The sequence below is a fragment of the Flavivirga abyssicola genome, from assembly GCF_030540775.2.
GTDB lineage: Bacteria > Bacteroidota > Bacteroidia > Flavobacteriales > Flavobacteriaceae > Flavivirga > Flavivirga abyssicola.
The window spans coordinates 2,523,627-2,544,234 of the sequence record NZ_CP141266.1; the positions used below are offsets into that span (position 1 = coordinate 2,523,627).

General features: G+C 34.0%; 11 protein-coding genes. All 11 read left to right on the plus strand.

The window, feature by feature from the left end; all coding sequences use genetic code 11:
• The first annotated feature begins 8 nt into the window (after positions 1-8).
• Complete coding sequence (locus Q4Q34_RS10565) at positions 9-1,496, plus strand: sulfatase (RefSeq protein WP_303318316.1); 1,488 nt, start codon at positions 9-11, stop codon at positions 1,494-1,496.
• A 150-nt stretch (positions 1,497-1,646) separates the two neighbouring features.
• Complete coding sequence (locus tag Q4Q34_RS10570; RefSeq protein WP_303318315.1) at positions 1,647-4,103, plus strand: glycoside hydrolase family 3 N-terminal domain-containing protein; 2,457 nt, start codon at positions 1,647-1,649, stop codon at positions 4,101-4,103.
• Between the two features lie 32 nt (positions 4,104-4,135).
• Positions 4,136-5,599, plus strand: a complete 1,464-nt coding sequence (locus tag Q4Q34_RS10575) for an alpha-L-fucosidase (protein ID WP_303318314.1) — start codon at positions 4,136-4,138, stop codon at positions 5,597-5,599.
• Positions 5,600-5,704: 105 nt separating this feature from the next.
• The gene (locus Q4Q34_RS10580; RefSeq protein WP_303318313.1) at positions 5,705-7,945 is read left to right on the plus strand and encodes a right-handed parallel beta-helix repeat-containing protein; all 2,241 of its coding nucleotides are present in this window, start codon (positions 5,705-5,707) and stop codon (positions 7,943-7,945) included.
• Between the two features lie 293 nt (positions 7,946-8,238).
• A complete protein-coding gene (locus tag Q4Q34_RS10585; protein ID WP_303318312.1) occupies positions 8,239-9,369 on the plus strand; it encodes an alpha-L-fucosidase in 1,131 nt (376 codons plus the stop codon).
• Positions 9,370-9,845: 476 nt separating this feature from the next.
• Entirely contained in the window at positions 9,846-12,800 is a 2,955-nt protein-coding gene (locus tag Q4Q34_RS10590; protein WP_303318311.1) for a T9SS type A sorting domain-containing protein, read from the plus strand.
• Positions 12,800-13,513, plus strand: a complete 714-nt coding sequence (locus Q4Q34_RS10595) for a fibronectin type III domain-containing protein (protein WP_303318310.1) — start codon at positions 12,800-12,802, stop codon at positions 13,511-13,513. Before Q4Q34_RS10590 ends, Q4Q34_RS10595 begins: the two co-directional genes overlap by 1 nt.
• Positions 13,514-13,600: 87 nt before the next feature.
• Positions 13,601-15,187 carry a sulfatase family protein gene (locus Q4Q34_RS10600; protein ID WP_303318309.1) on the plus strand — a complete coding sequence of 529 codons (1,587 nt, stop codon included), beginning with the start codon at positions 13,601-13,603 and terminating at the stop codon, positions 15,185-15,187.
• A 190-nt stretch (positions 15,188-15,377) separates the two neighbouring features.
• Positions 15,378-16,766 carry a sugar porter family MFS transporter gene (locus Q4Q34_RS10605; RefSeq protein ID WP_303318308.1) on the plus strand — a complete coding sequence of 463 codons (1,389 nt, stop codon included), beginning with the start codon at positions 15,378-15,380 and terminating at the stop codon, positions 16,764-16,766.
• Positions 16,767-17,262: 496 nt separating this feature from the next.
• Entirely contained in the window at positions 17,263-18,600 is a 1,338-nt protein-coding gene (locus tag Q4Q34_RS10610; RefSeq protein ID WP_303318307.1) for an MGH1-like glycoside hydrolase domain-containing protein, read from the plus strand.
• Positions 18,601-18,610: 10 nt separating this feature from the next.
• Positions 18,611-20,479, plus strand: coding sequence for a glycoside hydrolase family 36 protein (locus Q4Q34_RS10615; RefSeq protein WP_303318306.1), 1,869 nt, complete (start codon positions 18,611-18,613; stop codon positions 20,477-20,479).
• Positions 20,480-20,608 lie beyond the last annotated feature (129 nt).

Sequence of the window (20,608 nt, forward strand, 5' to 3'; positions counted from 1 at the left end):
ATTTAATTATGAGTAAAAATATAATAGTATGCATGTTGTCTTTATTGCTATTTGTAAACTGTAAGGAAAAGAAACCTTCAGAAAAGGCAGAAGAACAAACCATACAATCATCACCAAACATCGTTTTTATTTTGGCGGATGATTTAGGGTTTGCAGATTTAGGGTATGCGGGTAGTGATTTATATCAAACCCCTAATATAGATAAATTGGCTAGTAAAAGTATGTATTTTACTAAGGCTCATTCTTCACATCCCACATGCCAACCCAGTCGTATCTCTTTAATTACAGGAAAAACCCCAAGTAGATTAGGAGCTGTAAGTCATGGAAGTTTAGGTGGAGTTACTGGAGCTGGAATAGAAATGAAATCAGATGAAATCACCTACGGAAACGTATTGCAAAAAGCAGGATATACGACTGCTCATATAGGTAAATGGCATATAGGTAGTGGTGATAATGGTCCTAAAGATAGAGGCTTTGATGTTGAGATCGCATCCAATGAATTTTGCTGCCCGGGAAGCTATAACTACCCCTATATAAGTAGAGTTCTTAATGCTGAAAAAACTAAAAAATCCGCAGTTCCCGATTTAGAATCCTATTCACCTGAAACACATTTAACCGAAGCTTTATCGGCAGAAGCAGCCAGGTTTATAGAAAACCAAAAAGGTGCCAAAAAACCGTTCTTTCTCAACCTGTGGTATTATGCAGTGCATACACCTATGGAAGCTAATAAAGATAAGGTAGAGAAGTATAAGAAGTTAATTACCCCTGAGAACAAGCATACACATGCAACTTATGCTGCGCTGGTAGAACATTTAGATGATGGTGTAGGTACAATTATTAAAGCACTGGAAGATAATGGAATGGCAGACAATACCATTATAATATTTATGGGCGATAATGGAGGCGAACTCAAATCGGGTATTACTAAAAATTATCCGCTTCGGGGAGGAAAAGGAATGTTTTATGAAGGAGGAACACGTGTCCCTATGTTTGTTTATTGGCCAGGTGTTGTAAAGCCAGGAACTGTTACAAATGAACGTGTTGCAGGATGGGATATCTATCCAACATTACTTACTATGGCGAAGGTAAAAGAAGATGTGGAACGTAATAAAAATATAGATGGGGTTGATTTAACGCCACTATTAAAAGATCCTAATGTAAAGTTTGAAAACAGGCAATTTAACTGGATAAAATATGTGTCGTTAATTCATTATGCGAATAAAAAGGAAAGAAATTGGCCTGGACGCAGTATTATAAAAGATGATTGGAAGTTAATAGAATACTTTAATATGCCATATGCTCTTGATAGACATCAGTATCTTTTATTCAATTTAGACGAAGACCCTTCAGAAACAAAAAACCTTGCAAAAGAAAACCCGCAAAAATTAGAAGCGCTTAAAAACGCTATGGATAAGTGGGGAGAAGATGTAAATGCTCCCAAGTATGAAATGGAAAAGTTTTATGGTGAGGTATATAGAGCAAGTTTAACTAAATAATGTAACCTAAACGAATTAAACACATAAGTATAAGTTATTCATCATTTAATATTTGGTTATCCCACATATAACTAAATAAAATGAGTTCGAGATTATTTTGTAAGCAGGATGAATAAACATGAATTAAAACGAAAAATAAACACTAGAAAAATGCTAAAACGATTAATCTATTTAAGTTTTCTTTTATTACCAATTCTAATATCAGGGCAAGTAGATAAGAAAATTTATCATAAGGATTGGATAGATTTCAACAAGAATGGAAGTAAGGAACCTTATGAAGATACTAAGGAGCTTGTAGAAAAACGAATAGAAGATTTGTTGTCCAGAATGACATTAGAAGAAAAAAGCTGTCAAATGGCAACGCTTTATGGTTTTGGTCGTGTTTTAAAAGATGAATTGCCTACTAAGGATTGGGTAAATGAAATTTGGAAAGATGGTATAGGTAATATAGATGAACAGCTTAATAATTTAGCATATCACCCAGATTCAGAAACAGATAAAGCATGGCCACCTTCAAACCATGTTAAAGCATTGAACGAGATCCAACGATTTTTTATAGAAAAAACACGCTTAGGTATTCCTGTCGATTTTACAAATGAAGGTATCCGAGGATTATGTCATGAAAAAGCGACTAGCTTTCCATCTCAAATTGGGGTAGGATCTACCTGGAATAAAAATCTGGTGAGTCAAATTGGACGTATCACAGGAAGAGAGGCCAGGTTACTGGGATATACTAATGTATATGCTCCTATTCTTGATATAGCCAGGGATCCAAGGTGGGGTAGAACAGTTGAATGTTATAGTGAAGATCCATATTTAACAGGAGAACTTGGTTATAATATGGTTAAATCTATACAAGAGGAGCAGGTTGTGTCTACTCCAAAACACTTTGCTATTTACAGTGCTCCAAAAGGAGGACGTGATGGTGATGCCAGAACAGATGCACACATTACTAAAAGAGAATTATTTTCATTATACCTACACCCTTTTAAAAGAGCTATTGAAGATGCCGGAGCTTTAGGTGTTATGAGTTCTTATAACGATTATAATGGTATGCCAGTAACAGCTTCAAGCTATTTTTTAAGAGATATTCTTCGTAAATCATGGGGATTTAAAGGATACGTGGTATCCGATAGTCGTGCAGTGGAATTCATTTCAGATAAACACCGCGTAGCACAAGACCATAAAGAAGCGGTTTTAAAATCTGTAAAAGCGGGATTGAATATAAGAACAGATTTTACTATGCCCGAAGATTACATTATTCCTGTTAGGGAGTTAGTGAAAGAAGGTCAATTAAGTATAAAAACTGTAGATGATTGTGTCCGTGACATTTTAAGAGTTAAATTTTGGCAAGGACTTTTTGATACGCCTTACGGAAAGGAATTTAAAAAAGCAGATAAAACAGTATCGAATAAGAATTCTCAAAAAATATCTTACCAAGCTTCTTTAGAGTCTATTGTTTTATTGAAAAATGATAACAAAACATTGCCTTTAGACTTTAATAAATACAAATCAGTGTTAATTACAGGGCCAAATGCTAAAGCTATTAATCATTCTATAAGTAGGTACGGGCCATCAAATATAGATGTTGTTTCAGTTTATGAGGGCATTAAAGAAAAGTTTCCAAAAGATGTTGAGATAAAATATACCAAAGGTTGTGACTTTTTTGATGAAAACTGGCCAGATTCAGAAATTATTCCGATGTCACCAGTAGATTCAGAACAAAAAGAAATTGATAAAGCTGTAGAAATTGCAAAAACAGTTGGGTTAGCCATTGTGGTAGTTGGTGATGATGAAGAAACCGTAGGAGAGTCAAGGTCAAGAACGTCTTTAGACCTTCCGGGAAATCAACAAAAATTGGTTGAAGCTGTATATAATACCGGAACACCAGTAGTAGTGGTTTTAATTAATGGACGTCCTTTAACAATAAATTGGATTAATAAATACGTGCCTGCAGTTGTAGAAGGATGGTTTCAAGGTAAATATGGGGGTGCTGCTATAGCAGATGTGTTGGTTGGAAATTATAATCCAGGAGGTAAATTGCCTGTGTCTTTTCCAAAAACAGTGGGGCAAATCCCCATGAATTTTCCATCAAAACCTGGAGCACAAGCAAATCAGCCTTCAAAAGGACCAAATGGCTCAGGGAAAACACGTGTGGGTGGGTTTCTATATCCTTTTGGATATGGACTTAGTTATACAACATTTGAATATTCCAATTTGTTAGTTCATTCTACAATTAATAATAATAAAAATAAAGGCGACGTAAAGGTGTCTGTTGATATTACTAATACAGGCGACGTAAAAGGCGATGAAGTGGTGCAGCTTTATTTTTCTGATGAGGTATCTTGTGTAACGGTTTATGAAAAACAATTACGAGGTTTCGAGAGAGTTAGCTTAGAACCAAATGAAACTAAAAAAGTAAGCTTTACATTAAAACCACACGATTTTGCCCTTTATAATGAAAATATGGAATTTGTGGTAGAGTCAGGAGCTTTTAAAATAATGATTGGTAGCTCGTCTGAAGATATTAAATTAACAGCACCTCTAATTATTGATGATTTGAAGGTTTTAAGCACCAGTATAAAAATTTCAAAAACAAAAAAATAACTTAATTTAAAATATATCAGGAATAAAATAGCATGAAGCATATAATTATAGTCATAGCATTAATAGGGTCATTAAAAATAGTTTCGCAAAATAAATATGACGCTAATTGGAAGTCTATAGATAGCCGCCCAATTCCATCTTGGTATACAGACGCTAAGTTTGGAATTTTTATTCATTGGGGACCTTATTCTGTACCGGCATTTTCAAAGGTTGGTGAATATTCAGAATGGTATTGGATGAATCTTGTAAACCCTAATAGGGTAAAAAATGGATACCATGAAACTAACGAATTTCACAATAATGTATATGGAAAAAACTTCACCTATCCAGATTTTGTACCCCTATTTGATTGTAAAATGTATGATCCCGATCAATGGGCAGATATTTTTCAAAAATCAGGAGCAAAATATGTTGTATTAACGTCCAAACATCATGATGGTTATACGCTTTGGCCTAGTAAAGAATCCGATAAATCGTGGGGAAGACCGTGGAGTTCGACTAATTCTGGTCCAGGAAGAGATTTATTAGGAGAGCTTACAAAAGCAGTGCGAAAAACAGATTTAAAAATGGGAATATACTATTCGCTTTATGAATGGTTCAATCCATTGTATACTTCAGATGTAGATTTATATGTAGAAAAACACATGATTCCACAATTTAAAGATGTTGTTGAGAATTATGCACCTTCTATCATTTTTACCGATGGCGAATGGGATTACCCACATACCACATGGAAATCTACAGAATTACTTTCTTGGTTATATAACGAATCGGCTAGTAAAGAAGATGTGGTTATTAATGACCGTTGGGGTAAGGAAACGCGTCATCACCATGGAGGTTACTATACAACCGAATACGGTTCCGGAATGCCTAATGCAGATGTACCCTGGGAAGAAAATAGAGGTATGGCACATTCCTTTGGATATAGTAAAACAGAAAACATTGAAGATTACAACTCGACTCAAGAACTACTATACATGCTTATTGATATTGTAAGTAGAGGCGGTAATTTTCTGTTAGATATAGGGCCAACGGCAGATGGTCGTATTCCTGTTATTATGCAAGAACGTTTAATAGAAATGGGAGAATGGTTAGAAATAAATGGAGAAGCCATTTACGGTACAACACTAAATAAAGAGACTTGTCAATGGACAAAAGGTAAAGTTGCAGATGCAAAACGAGGTAGATATAAGGTGAAATATGATGTTATGAGATTAACTGTTAACCCTGAAGCTGGCTTTGCAGCTAAAGAAGCTTTTTTTACTAAAAAAGGAACAGACCTTTATGCGATTTGTCCTGTATTTCCAAAGAACCAATTGACTGTAAAGAATGTAACATTAAAATCAGGAGCAAAAATTGAGTTGTTGGGTTACGACAAGGCTTTAAATTGGAAACAGCAAGGAGCAAATGTTATTATAGATGTTCCGGCATTAAGTCCGTCTGAAGCTCCGTGTGAATATGCATGGACATTTAAAATGTCGGGCATAAAAAATTAAAAGAGGGCATCCTACAATGTTATTAACTCGCTCACTAGAATATTTCAATATTTAATATATTAACGTCACGTCCAATTGACGATGTATTAAATTCAAAAGATGATTATGAAGACGAATAGAATGGTTATTTTCTTGACCTTTATGTTGTTTACTTTAGTAGCTTTTGCTCAAGAAGTTAATATTTATGTCTCTAAGAATGGAAATGATAGTAATTCCGGTTCCAAAAATAAACCAGTAGCAACACTAAACGCAGCAAGAGATTTAATTAGAAACTATAAATCTACAAAAGTATACCCAAGTGAAGGGTTTGTAGTTTGGGTTTCTGCTGGAGAATATTACCAAAATAAGTCGTTTGAACTAAACGAATTAGATTCAGGCATACCGGGCATTCCAATTGTTTATAGAGCCGTTGAAGGCGATCAGGTTTTTTTAACAGGAGGCATTTCTATAGCTGCGAAAAACTTTAAGAAATTAAAATCGAAATCAATTAAACAAAGATTGACACCTAAAGCTGTTAAGAATATTCGTGTTGCGGATTTAAAGGCTTTAGGAATTACAGATTATGGAACACATAAGCAATACGGTCATGCACTTTCAGTTTATCCGGCACCCATAGAACTTTTTTTTAATGATGAACCAATGACAATTGCACGCTATCCAAATGAAGGGTTTGTTCAGATAGAGGAAGTTGTTGAGGAAGGGTCTATCCCTAGAGCAGGAGATTATTCAGAACGTGGAGGGATTATTAAATATAAAGATGAGCGTCACTCTTTATGGGCAGGCAATGATGATGTATGGTTTCAAGGAACTTTTAAGAATGGTTATGCAGATGATAAACTTCATGTAGAATATATCGATCCTAAAAAAAAACACATCAAATTTTCTAAACCCCATATGTATGGGCTAAGATCAGGAAAAAAATACACACACTATGTGGCATTAAACATTTTAGATGAATTGGACATGCCTGGTGAGTGGTATGTAGATCGTAAACTAGGAAAGCTTTATTTCTGGCCAACATCCGATATTAACAAAGGCACTGTAAAAATATCAGTTATTGAAGATCCTGTGGTGAGTATAGAAGGAGCATGTCATATAGTTTTTCGTGATTTTACTGTTGAAAATGGCAGAGGTATTGGTATTTATATGGAGAGAGGTTCTAATAATGTAGTGGCAGGTTGTACAGTAAGAAATTTTGGGACAACAGGCATTTTTATGGGACAAGGCTCTAAACAAACGGTTCCTTATATTACGCATGACCATTATGAAGGCGTGCCAATTTCGAGACGAGTAGGTAATTATGCAGGGCATATTTATAAGTATACAACCTGGAATCGTAAAGCAGGAAAAAATAATAAAATACTTAGCTGCGATGTTTATAATACTGGTACTGGAGGTATTGTGCTAAGTGGAGGAAGCAAACGTAAATTGATTCCCGGAAATAATGTTGTTGAAAATTGTAAAATTCATGACTACAACCGCAGAAATAAATTTCGTTGGGGAGGTGTTGTTGTAGATGGTTGTGGAAATAAGGTAAAGCACAATGAAATTTACAATTCCGATTTTCAAGCCATCTTTACGGTTGGACCAGAACATATTTTTGAGTACAATAATATCCATCATGTAGTTATGCATTCTGATGACGTTTCTGTTTGGTATACGGGGCGTGATCCTAGTGATAGAGGACAAATTATAAGATATAACTATTTCCATGATTGTGGAAATAAAGAGCGTATGAATATGGGGATTTATTGTGATGATTCTTCTGGTGGAATTTCAGTATTTGGTAATGTATTCTATAATATGCATACCGCTCATGGAGTACTTTATAGTAATACAGGTTGGGATATATCGATGAAAAATAATATAGTAATCAATCCGCATTCTCGAACCGTTGTTTTAAGCCCACATTATTATACATGGTACAAAGGAAAGGGACCAGTTATGTTTGGAAAAGATAAACTTTTTGAACAGCGATTATTTAAAGACATAAATATACTCGAGCCGCCATACAGTGAACGATACCCCAAATTAGTTAATTATATGGATGTTATTAAAGAAGGAGAAGAATGGGAAGGGATGCACTCTCGAAGAAATGTACTTACAACAAATGTGATCGTTGGAGGGAAAAAGAACCCTGTAGAAATACGAGGCGGGAAGTATGGTGTTTTTGAAAATATTAATAATTATCAAACCGATACAGACCCTGGTTTTGTTGATTTTGGGAATGGTAATTTTATGCTACGGAAAGATTCTAAAGTATTTAAGAAGCTGCTAAATTTTGAACCAATTCCTTTTGATAAAATGGGATTGTATATAGATGAGTTTAGAAAAAAAATCAATTAAATATATAAAATGAAAATACTAAATAAAACCTAGGTATTAAATAGTATGATCATTGTTGGAACTATTACTAATATGGAGATGATTGAAAGATTTAAATGAAAGCCTCATGTAAATTTAAGCTATGGCGAAGAAGGGTTTTTGCCTTCATTTTTTGCAAATATAGGGTTAAAACGGAGGTAATTGTAGTACCATGTAAAGTTAAAAATGAGATAGCTTAAATTATTGATTGATTGTTATTAGATAAAAAATAAGCCTTAAATAGAATATTTTAATATAAAGAAATGATGAACAAAATGATAAGTAAAATAATTTCCTCGTGGACTGTAAAAGCAGTGGTAGGTTGTTTATTGCTAAGTATAACAATACAATGCAAAGAAAAAAATATTGATGAGAGTGAAAAGGACATCGTTGATAGTAAAGAAGTATTGCTTAATCAACGTTTGTCTAAACAGAAATTAGAAAAGTGGCAAGATTTAAAATATGGAATGTTCATTCATTATGGGATGAGCACATTTATTGGAGAAGAACTTCCGGAAGGAAATGCTCCGATAGAAACCTATGCCCCAACCAATCTAGATGTAGGGCAGTGGATAAATGTTGCTAAAGAAGCGGGGATGAATTATGCCGTATTAACAGCTAAACACGTCGCAGGTCACTGTCTGTGGCCTTCTGAATATACAGGTTACGATGTAAGTAATAATAAAGATTCAACCGATGTAGTTGGTGAGTTTGTTAATGAATGTAGAAAACAGGGAATAGCACCGGGTATATATTATTGTGCTTGGGATAATCATCATGTTTTTGGAAGCTTTACACCTAATAAAAGTGAAAATTATAATGGAGCTCTAATTACTCCTACTGAATCTAACCCAGCCGAAGGCGCTCCTTTTACATCTCATTTATACCAGAATTTCATGACTGCCCAAATTGATGAGCTACTAGAGAAATATAGCCCTTTAACTCAGTTTTGGATTGATATTCCTATCATATTAGGTGATGGTTATCGAAAATTTATTTACGACCACATATCGGAAAAATATCCAGATATGTTAGTGATAATGAATCATGGTAAAAAGAAAGCTGGGAATAAATTAGTGTTTTTAGAACATAAAGCCTGGCCTACCGATGTATTAACATTAGAACGGTTTTCACCAGAAGAAGAATACAATTCAATATTAAATATTTCTGGAAAAGAGTATTATGTTCCAGCAGAATCAAATATGCCTATAGGTAATGAATGGTTTTGGGAAGATGATGATGTTGTTAAACCAATGGATGAATTAGTAAATAAGTTTCAAGCATGTCTAGATAATCGAGTTAACTTTCTACTAAATGTGCCACCAGACCGAACTGGGCAAATTCCCGAAAAATGGATAACACCATTACAGGAATTAAAAAAGCGAATGGGAAAACAAATAGAGTAAAATACCAAGGTGTTTTTAAAAGTATTCCAATACGAGTTCATCGAATCTTTAAAAATATAATTATGGATAATTTTATACCTACTCCCTGGGGCGTTTTATCTCAATGATTTAGCGTCATTCAAAATTTATATATAAACGATCTAAAGTAAATTCTTTATTTCAAATAGCAGAATTGCGAGTTTAAAAAATAATCTTACAGAAGTAAAGAAATTATAATTTTAAGAGGTTTATACCAAGGTAATATAAAGCTAAGGCTAATAAAATAGTTAGGTTAGAACAATTTGACTTCCTATCGAGACAGATATGTCTACATAAAAAAGGAGAATAACAATTAGTTTTGAGATGTATAAAATTATAAAGTTTCAACTATGAATAAAAAAATATTAATGCTCCTATATACAATATGGAAGAATTCTATGGGGCAGCCCATAATTAATTCAAAAAATGTTTTAGTAATATTCAATTAAAAAAAACCTATGAAAAATGTAAAAAAAATACAATTTAAGTTTGTGCTATTATGTCTGTTATTTTCTACAGGTCTTAATGCACAAATTTATGTTGCCACGAATGGAAATGACAGTAATGATGGTACAATTGATAAACCTTTAGCGACTATAATTGGTGCTAGAGATAAGGCCAGAAGCACTGGAGAAAAAACCATATATATTCGTGGTGGACACTATAATTATGATACGACCTGTGATTTAGGGTCAGAAGATTCCGGACTTGTTATTTCTGGTTATCAAGATGAAAAAGTAATTTTTGATGGAGCCAGATATATTAATCCGGAAGAGTTTCAATTGGTTACAAATGGAAGCTTATTAGAAAAATTGCATAATAATGCAAGTGGTAAGGTGTATTCGCAAGTTATACAGGATGCAGACTTAAAAGAATTTCTTAATAAAGCAACCTCACAAATTTCCATTAATGATGAAATGGCTACCGTAGCAAGATACCCTAATGATGGATATGCTCATATAGATAATGCTCACGGGGTAAGTGGCAATGAAATTCGAGTAGAAGGAACAGAAGAAGACCCTAAAGGGGCTAAGTTCAAATTAAGAGAACCTATAAACAGTTCAAAATGGAGTGCAGAACTATCTAGAATTAAAAAAGCTAGAGTTAAAGGGTATTTTTCAGCGGACTTTTATAAAGAAGATCTTCCTGTTAATTCGGTTGCTGACGATGAGATAACGCTTAAAGATGGTACTAGGTATGAGATAAGATTGGGGACTCATCCTAATCGTTTATTTGCCTATCACCTTTTATGTGAATTGGATGAACCAGGAGAATGGTATTACGATAATACGGATTCACGACTATATATTTGGCCAACAACTCCTATAACGCCAAATACTATAGTAGGTGCTTGGGCAGGACCTCAATGTTTTGAAGTTAGAGATACTCAAGATGTACAAATAAAAAAAATAACCATTCAAAACGTTGGGGATGGGACAACTAGTAATGCAGCTATAAATGTAATAGGCAGCTGTGATAATATTTTAATAGCTGGAGTTACCTTTAGGTATATTACTGAGTTACCCCCAGTCAATATTTGGCATGACGTGAGAAATAGTCGCATGCTAAGCTGTGATTTTTATGATGTAACAGGAGGTGTTAGATTGTATGGAGGGGGAGTGACAGCTACCTCGGTACAATATGGTAATAACTCTATGGAGAATTGTCATTCTACACAGGTGTATTCAAAGGATTTTTATGGTAAGGCATGTGCAATAGCTGGAGCAGGTAATATCTATAAAAACAATTTAGTTCATAATATGAACGGACAACCTATTACGCATAGAGGAGTAGATCATGTTATCGAGCTTAATGAGGTTTTTAATGTAGGTATTGAAGAAGGAGATGGAGGTGCTTTTTATACGGGTAATGCCATGTGGTCTTTTGGAAATATAATCCGACACAATTTTGTGCATCATATAATGAGTGTGCCAAAGTTATTAGGACGAGCTTCTTTTTTCTCGGATGATTTAGATGGTGGAGAAGAAGTATATGAAAATGTAGTGTTTAAAGGTGGTTGGGAAGCTCTTAAAATGAATAAAGGCGGAGGGCATTCTGTATCAAGGAATGTAGTATTAGAGAGTTATAGAGGTATTAGAAATGGTAGTAGTTCTACAGAATATAATCGTATGATGAATTATTTAACTACAGATCCAACATCTAGTGATAAAGAGAATTATATAGGTAGAATGTTAAAAGCTATAGGTGTTTCAGGTTGGGAAACTGGATTAACGGTTGATAATTGGACAGATAGAATAGGTGAATTTTGGTATTTGAGATACCCTAAATTAAAAGATCTTTTATCAGCATATAACACTAATAATACGGTAAGACCATACGAGACAGATTATACAGATAATATGTTTTATGGAAATACTCAAAATATTTTAGGTGGTGGAGGAGAAACCATTTCAGGTAGTCAAGATATAACATTAGGGGTATTTGAAAATCCAGATGCATTGAATTTTAAATTCAAAGCACCAAGACCTGGTTATGCACCAGATATTCCATTTGAAAAAATTGGATTATACCTTGATGAATACAGATGTGCTGTACCAGATAAGAATATCTATCGTCAAAATGTAAAACAACGATTTGATGGGCAACCAAGCCATGTAGTTAATGCTAATTATGATTACGATAATATTAATGATCAGTTGTATTATAATACCGGAGAGATGGTCTACAAATTAGCACCATGTTTAGGCGCTATTGAAGAAGTAGGCGATGACAGTTATACTATTAAGTCAACAGGCGAAACCTGCCCAGATAAGGATAACGGACAAATAAAGATTGCAGCCAAAAATACAGGCAACTATATAGCTAACTTTAATGGAGGTGCAGATCTTAATTTTACAGATGAATGGACTATAGAAGATATAGTCCCTGGAGTTTATGACTTATGTATTACCAATACAGATACCAATGTAGAACAATGTTTTGGTCTGGAAATAGAAGAAGGTGTAATCGTTGCAGGAAAAACAGCAAGTGTAAAATCAGGTAAAATAGACATAAATATAACAGAAGGAACAGCCCCTTTTGATGTGCTGATAAATGGAGAAGAAGTATTAAGAACCTCATCAAAATCATTTTCGGTAGCAGCAAAATATGGAGATTTTATAGAAGTTAAAACAAGTGTGGAATGCGAAGGGACTTTAACTAAAACCATGGATGGTATAGTTACAGCATCCCCGAATCCAACTAGCGGTAATTTCGAAATAGAATTATCTATGCCTCTAAAGGATGTAACCGTAGAACTATACAATGTATATTCACAGTTAATTTCAACAAAGATCTATAAAGTTAACAATGGAAAAGTTCAACTAGATATAAATAATAAACCATCAGGTATCTACTTTGCAATAGTTCAATTAAACAAGAAGCCTAAGGTTCTTAAAATAATAAAGAAATAATGAAAAAATATTTATTAATTATAGCAGTAAGTTTAGGAATTGTATCATGTAGTGATAGCGGTGACGATTCAATCCCAAATCCCGACCCAAACCCTAGTCCTAGTGGAAGTGCGCCTACAGTACCCAGTTTAACAGAGCCCACAGATAATCTGTTGTGCATAGATAATAATCTTGCTTTTAACTGGGGAGCATCTACAGATCCGGACGGAGATGCAGTAAAATATACAATGGAAATATCAAAAGATAATCAATTTACACAAGTAACACACCGCTTTACAAATTTAACATCATTAACAAAAACCGTTTTATTGGATAAAGCAGTGGCCTATTATTGGAGAGTAAAAGCGACAGATAGTAAAAGCCTCTCTAGTGAATACTCATCCGTTTTTAAACTTTATACGGAAGGGCAGGGAGAAGAAAACCATTTACCTTTTTCACCAGTTATTATTCAACCCGCTTTAAATTCTTCAATTCAGGGTAATTCAGTGCTGTTATCGTGGGGAGCCACAGATGTAGATAAAGATGCGTTAAACTTTGATGTCTATTTAGATACTAATAATCCACCGGTATCGACTGTTATTACTGGTCATACAGGGAAAAGTTATCAAGCCACTTCTTTAGCCGCAAACACGACTTATTATTGGAAAGTAGTAGTCAAAGATGATAAAGGAGGCATTACAATAGGTCAGGTTTGGAGTTTTGAAACAGAGTAATTGTAATCAAAAAAGTTTAAATAAAAACCGTTAAAGGCATAATTTCTTATGATGTATTGTCAATTATTACCTTTTAAAGTATATAATATGAAGTTTTTTTTTCTTTTACTAACAACATCCGTTTTTTTAGTTTCCTGTAAAGATGATAAAAAAATAAAACCAAATATCATATATATCATGACCGATGATCATGCGGCAAATGCTACAGGATTATATGGAGGCAGGCTGGCAAGTTTAAATCCAACCCCGCATTTAGATGAATTAGCAAGAGAAGGCATGGTATTCGAAAATTGTTTTGTTACCAATTCAATTTGTACACCAAGTCGTGCTTCTATTATTACGGGACAGTATAGCCAAACTAATGGCGTCCTTGATTTGTGGGAGGAATTACCTACAACGAAACAATATCTTCCAAAGGAGATGAAGAAGTTGGGGTATGAAACCGCAATGATAGGAAAATGGCATTTGCATAATGAACCTGTAGCATTTGATTATTATAAAGTACTTCAATCTCAGGGAAAATATTTTGACCCAGAGTTTAGAGTAAAAGGAAAAGGGCAATGGCCAGATAATTTTGTTAAATACGAAGGACATAGCTCAGATGTTATTACAGATCAAGTATTAGATTGGATAAGTAATAGAAAAGAAACTGAAAAGCCTTTTTTTCTTATGTATCATTTCAAAGCGCCGCATGATATGTTTCAATTTAATCCTAAGTATGCAGATTACCTGCAGGATGTTAAAATTCCTGAGCCGGAAAGTTTGTACAATCAACCAAATTGGGGGTCTGAAGCTACACGTGGACGTAATGATAGCTTGATTAATTCTATAGGATCCTCAATCTCTACGAGGCACCCTAATCGTAGCTATGTTGATATTTATAAAACTGGTGATAGACCTACAGAAAAAGAAGCCACTAGTGCAGCATATCAGGAATATTTAAAAAGATATTTACGATGCGTAAAAGGAGTGGATGATAATTTAGGTAGGTTTTTTAAATACCTAAAAGATAGTGGTTTATGGGAAAATACGATTATTGTATACACATCAGACCAAGGAATGATGCTTGGAGAGCATGATTTTGAAGACAAACGATGGATGTATGAAGAGTCTATACACATGCCATTTATAGCACATTATCCTAAGAAAATAAAAGAAGGTACGCGTTCAGATATCCTTATAAACAATACGGATTTTGCACCAACTTTAATCGAGTTAGCAGGGGGCAAAACGCCGGAGTATATGCAAGGCAAAAGCATGAAGAAGGTGCTTGAAGGAGAAGAGCCTAAAGATTGGCGTACGTCGACTTATTATCGTTATTGGATGCATATGATACATCATGATATTCCAGCCCATTTTGGATTGCGAAGTAAAGATTACAAGTTAATTTTCTTTTACGGCCGTTACCATAATCTTGAGAAAGAAGGTACACTTTCTATGTATTGGAATGATGAAAAACATTCTAACAAAGTTCTTCCCACACCTGTAGCATGGGAGTTTTATGATTTAAAAAATGATCCAGAAGAAATGAATAACCTATATGGTAATGCAGAGTATAAGGATATCATTGAAGCTATGAAAAAAGAATTGCAGGAAACCAGAAAAAACTTAAATGAAGAAGATGAGGAATATCCTCATCTACAAGAAATTATTGATAAACATTGGAATGACTGATTGATAATCCCGAATTATGTATTAAAATGTCTTTATGAAGATTGAAAATATTATAAGACCTAGTTTTTTTATTTTCAGTATAGAATAACTATGCTTTTTTTAATGCATAATACGGGATAATAGAATTTTGAGTTTAATCAATCATATATAAATAAAAAGAAGGACAATAAGAATTAAAGTTGTGTCTAATATGGAGCATACTAAATTTAATTTAAAGTACATTGCTGGAATATCTATGGTTTCTGCCTTAGGCGGACTTTTATTCGGTTACGATTGGGTTGTTATTGGTGGGGCAAAACCTTTTTACGAACAATTTTATCACATAGCAGATAACCCTTCCATGCAAGGGTGGGCTATGAGTAGTGCTTTAATTGGTTGCGTTTTGGGAGCAGTACTTTCAGGTTTTATTTCTGATATTTTAGGAAGAAAAAAGTCACTCATTATTGCTTCCATATTATTTACGGTATCTGCTTTAGGAACAGGTTTTGCTAACGATTTCACCTTATTTATTATATATCGTTTAATTGGAGGTGTAGGCATTGGATTAGCATCTACGATATCTCCAATGTATATAGCCGAAGTGGCTCCTGCTAAATATAGAGGCCGATTTGTTTCTATAAATCAACTTTCAATTGTCATTGGTATTTTAGCAGCTCAAATTGCTAATTGGATGATTGCAGATCCCATGGGGGAGTCTATTTCAGCAGAAGAAATATTAACATCATGGAATGGACAAACCGGATGGAGAATCATGTTTTGGGCAGAGTTAGTACCAGCACTACTATTTTTTATATGTATGTTTTTAATTCCTAAAAGTCCACGGTTTTTAGTAAAAGTGAATAATGAATTGAAAGCCCTTAATGTTTTACAGAAAATAGGAGGTGTGGAATATGCTCAGAAAGAACTTCAAAATATTAAAGAAACCTTTCAAAATACATTTAAAGAAAAAATCTCGTTTTCAGAATTTAAAAACCCTAAAGTATTAAGTGTCCTAACTATAGGTTTTGTTCTAGCCGTTTTTCAGCAATGGTGTGGTATTAATATTATATTTAATTATGCACAAGAGATTTTCACATCTGCAGGTTACAGTGTAGGTGATATGCTATTTAATATTGTAATTACTGGAAGTGTTAATCTAATATTCACCCTAGTAGCTATGCGAACGGTTGATAGTTGGGGTCGCCGAAAATTAATGATTTTTGGAGCTTTAGGATTAGCTATTGTGTATGCTATTTTGGGTGGTGCTTATTATTTTGAATTCCAAGGGTTGCCAGTTTTGGTCTTGGTCATAATAGCCATAGGTATTTATTCCATGTCATTAGCACCAATAACCTGGGTCGTCTTATCTGAGATTTTTCCAAATAGATTAAGAGGAATTGCCATGTCTTTGGCAACACTATCATTATGGATAGCTTGTTTCATACTTACCTTTACGTTCCCGCTTTTAAATGAAGCTTTGGGAGCTTACGGAACCTTCTGGGTTTACAGTGGGATATGTGTTTTAGGATTCTTATTTATATTAAAGAAACTTCCTGAAACAAAAGGAAAAACATTGGAAGAAATAGAGAAGGAAATTTAAAAGTGTCTGAAATAAAGAAATTCACTTAAAATTTGCTCTATATTTTGAAGTAGCTGGGAGTTATAGGTTTTCCATTGCGTAAAGCGAGTTAAGGCATTGTGAAATTATTATAATGAACTCATCTTGGGTTTTTGTTTTTAGCTTAAAATGAGATAAAATTTGTTCAGAGAAGGCATGTTTTGTTCGGATGTGATAAGTTTGATCCTCTAATTCTTCTAAATGTTCTTAGGTTAAATTAACGAGAATCTTGGATAAGAAAATTTATGTCAGTTAGAGTGATTTTTGCAAAAAATCGTATCGAAAACCTGTCTGCCGACAGGCAGGCAAATAAATTTTCGACAAAAAAAGCTTCTCGATACATCCCGAAGCAAGTTCGGGACACTCGAAGTGACATCTTGAACTCTTAAACAAGGTTCACGTTAAATTAAAAACGAGATACTATTAATTGCTAAAATTGAACATATAATAAATTCTAAATATTATAAAATTTAATTGAATGAAACTAACGCCAATAGTACTAGTAGTATGCTTGATCCTGAATTTATTTTTTTCTTGTAACCATAATAAAAATGATGCAACACCTATAGAAACTATTACTAAAAGTGATCGCATTGTTCCAAACACATCTAAAGCCTATTTAGATTCTTTAAATAATGAAGTAAAGCAAGCATTTGCGAAATTAAGACCACAATCCATTCGTCCTGCAGAAGGTTTTATAAAGTACGATTATTTAATTCCAGCCGGATTTTATAAACAAATGTGGGATTGGGATGGCTTTTATATCGGTACACATTTAATGAGTATTGGACAACCAAAATATTTAAAATATTGGGTTTTAAATTTTGCGGTAGCAGCAGATGAAGATGGTTACGTACCGGGATGTGTTACAACTAAAGGGCCAAGACCATTATTTGGAAAATTTGCAATGAAACCTTTTATAGGACAAGGAACTTATTTAGCATCAGAAAAATTAAATGATTATACTTGGATAACCCCAAAAGTTTACAAACAGATAAAAAGCATTATTACCTATCGCGAAAAAATAAGTTTAGATGAAAAATATGGGTTGTTTTATTGGGATGATGCCATGTCTAGTGGAGGAGATAACAATGTGGTGCTAACCAATGATAAAAACCAACCAGGAGCTATTTTAGCAGTAGACTTATCTGCTTTTATGTATCGTGAATATTTGGCAATGAAAAATGTAGCGGCTAAATTAGGGAGAACAGAAGATGCCAGTAGCTATACTGAAAAAGCAAAAACATTAAAAGCTAATATTACAAAATACCTTTGGGATGATGATGCAAAAAGTTTTTGGAATATGTATAGAACGGGCAGGCCATACAAGCGAGTAAGCTACTCTAACTTTATAGTCCTAATGCATACGGATTTGGTAAGTCAGGAGAATGGACGTGAAATGATAAAACGTTACCTTTGGAATGAAGATCATCTATTAGCACTTTATGGATTACGTTCGTTATCTAAACAAGACCCGGATTATAATAACGAAAACATCATCGTACCTTATTCCAATTGGCAAGGACCAGTTTGGCCAGTAGGAAACTATATGTATTACGTGGCTCTTAAAAATTATGGCTTTACGGAAGAATGTAAACAGTTAGCATCCACATTAGGAGCACTAGTACTAAAAGATATAGCTGCGTGTGGTTCTATGCACGAGAATTATCATGCAGACACAGGAGCACCTTTGGCACCAACAGCAGAACAGTCTAAAAACGGTATTTTTACTGGTTTTGTTGGTTGGAACCTATTAGTACAAAACATGCTAATGGGAGCAGCCGAAGACGATTTTTTACTATTTGAAGTTAATTAATACATAACAAGTGAAATACACTGCATTTCAAAAAATAGCAAATTTATTAATATTAACTCTAGTGTTTTATTCTTGTAATAAAACCGAAAAGTTAAATTATACGTTAGCTGAAATTGAAACAGTTCAGCCTTTGGAAATTATTAAGGATAGCATAAAAGTTGAAGGTGATTTAGGTAATTTTAAAATAGATAAAGTGATTACAACTGAAGCTAAAGGTGTGCAGTTAATAACTTTTAAATTTTCGGCAGACACACCTTCAGAATTACAACCAGTTACTATAAAATTTAGTTTTCCATCATTAGCCATTAATGGGTATTGGAACCCTAAAATTGCTATCGATAAAGTTAATTACTATTACAGTGGTTTTTCAGCCAAAGCATCAAGAAACGCACCAGTATTAGCTTTTTATGACCATGCATTGAATAATCGTATAACTATGGCATTGTCGGATGCTTTGAATAAGTCAGAATTTGTAAGCTACCTAAAAGAAGAAGACGTCCATTTTTATCCAAAAATAAAACTCTTTGGAGAAAAGATGCCGAAAACAAAAACGTACGAAATTCAATTACGAATAGACACGCGGGGCATACCATACTACAAATCAATAGACGATGTAGCGAGTTGGTGGGCTAATAACCCAATGTATAAGCCTATGCAAGTACCGGATGATGCTAAAAAACCAATGTATTCTACCTGGTATAGTTACCACCAGAGTATAACTGCTGAAGACATTATTGCAGAGTGTAAAATAGCAAAAACCTTAGGATGTAGAGCTGTTATTGTAGATGATGGCTGGCAAACACAAGATGGTAGTAGAGGTTATGCATATACTGGCGATTGGAACCCAGACCGAATTCCAAACATGAAAGGATTCGTGGAGGCTGTTCATAAAGAAGACATGAAATTTCTATTATGGTATTCTTTGCCATTTATGGGAGAAAAAGCAAAAAACTATCCAAAATTTAGAGGAAAATATTTACGCTATTGGGAAGGTCAAGGCACTTATGTTTTAGATCCAAGATATCCAGAAGTACGGGAATATATGATTAATACTTATGTTAAAGCTATGCAAGAATGGAGACTAGATGGCTTTAAACTTGATTTTATAGGTTGGTTCACTGCTACAAAAGAGACCGAATTAACAAAAGCAGACGGTCGGGATTTCGCCAGTGTCAATACTGCAACGGATGCGTTAATGACTGAGATTACAAAAAAATTAACAGCACTAAAGCCAGATATCTTAATTGAGTTTAGACAGCCGTATATAGGTCCATTAATGCGTAAGTACGGTAATATGTTTAGAGGCGTTGATGCGCCAAATAATGCCGTAGCAAATAAAGTTGAAGTAACCAATTTGCGTATAATGGCTCAAAATACAGCAGTGCATAGTGATATGTTTATTTGGAGACCCGAAGAAACCGTAGAGCAAGCGGCACTTCAGATTTTAAATATTTTATATAGCGTACCTCAGTTATCCGTAAAGTTACAAGACATTCCAAAAGAGCATTTGAATATGATTCGTTATTGGTTTAACTATTGGAATACTAACCGGAATATATTAATAGATGGTGAATTTATCCCTTCAAATCCAGGGGCAAATTATCCGTTATTAACAGCTATAAATAATAAACATCAAATCACAACGGCTTATGAAGATATTGTTGTTACTGCTAATGATGATCTTGAACGATTAGATATTATAAATGCAAAAGCAACAACAAGTATAACGTTTCAATTACAAACAAATTTTAAAGGAACCTTAAACGTTTTGAATTGTAAAGGGGAAAGTATATTTGAAAAAGAAATCACACTAAATAAAGGCACGCATACATCAAAAGTTCCACAATCTGGAATGCTAATTTTAGACCTAAGTAAATAGTTGCTAAGGTAAATATACTCTAAAGTTAAGAAGTATCGTCACTGTACCATCCGATCAATGTAATTAAGTTAAGATTGAAATGTCAGTCTGCAGTCGAAGACATTATTGAACTATAATTTTTAATAGTAC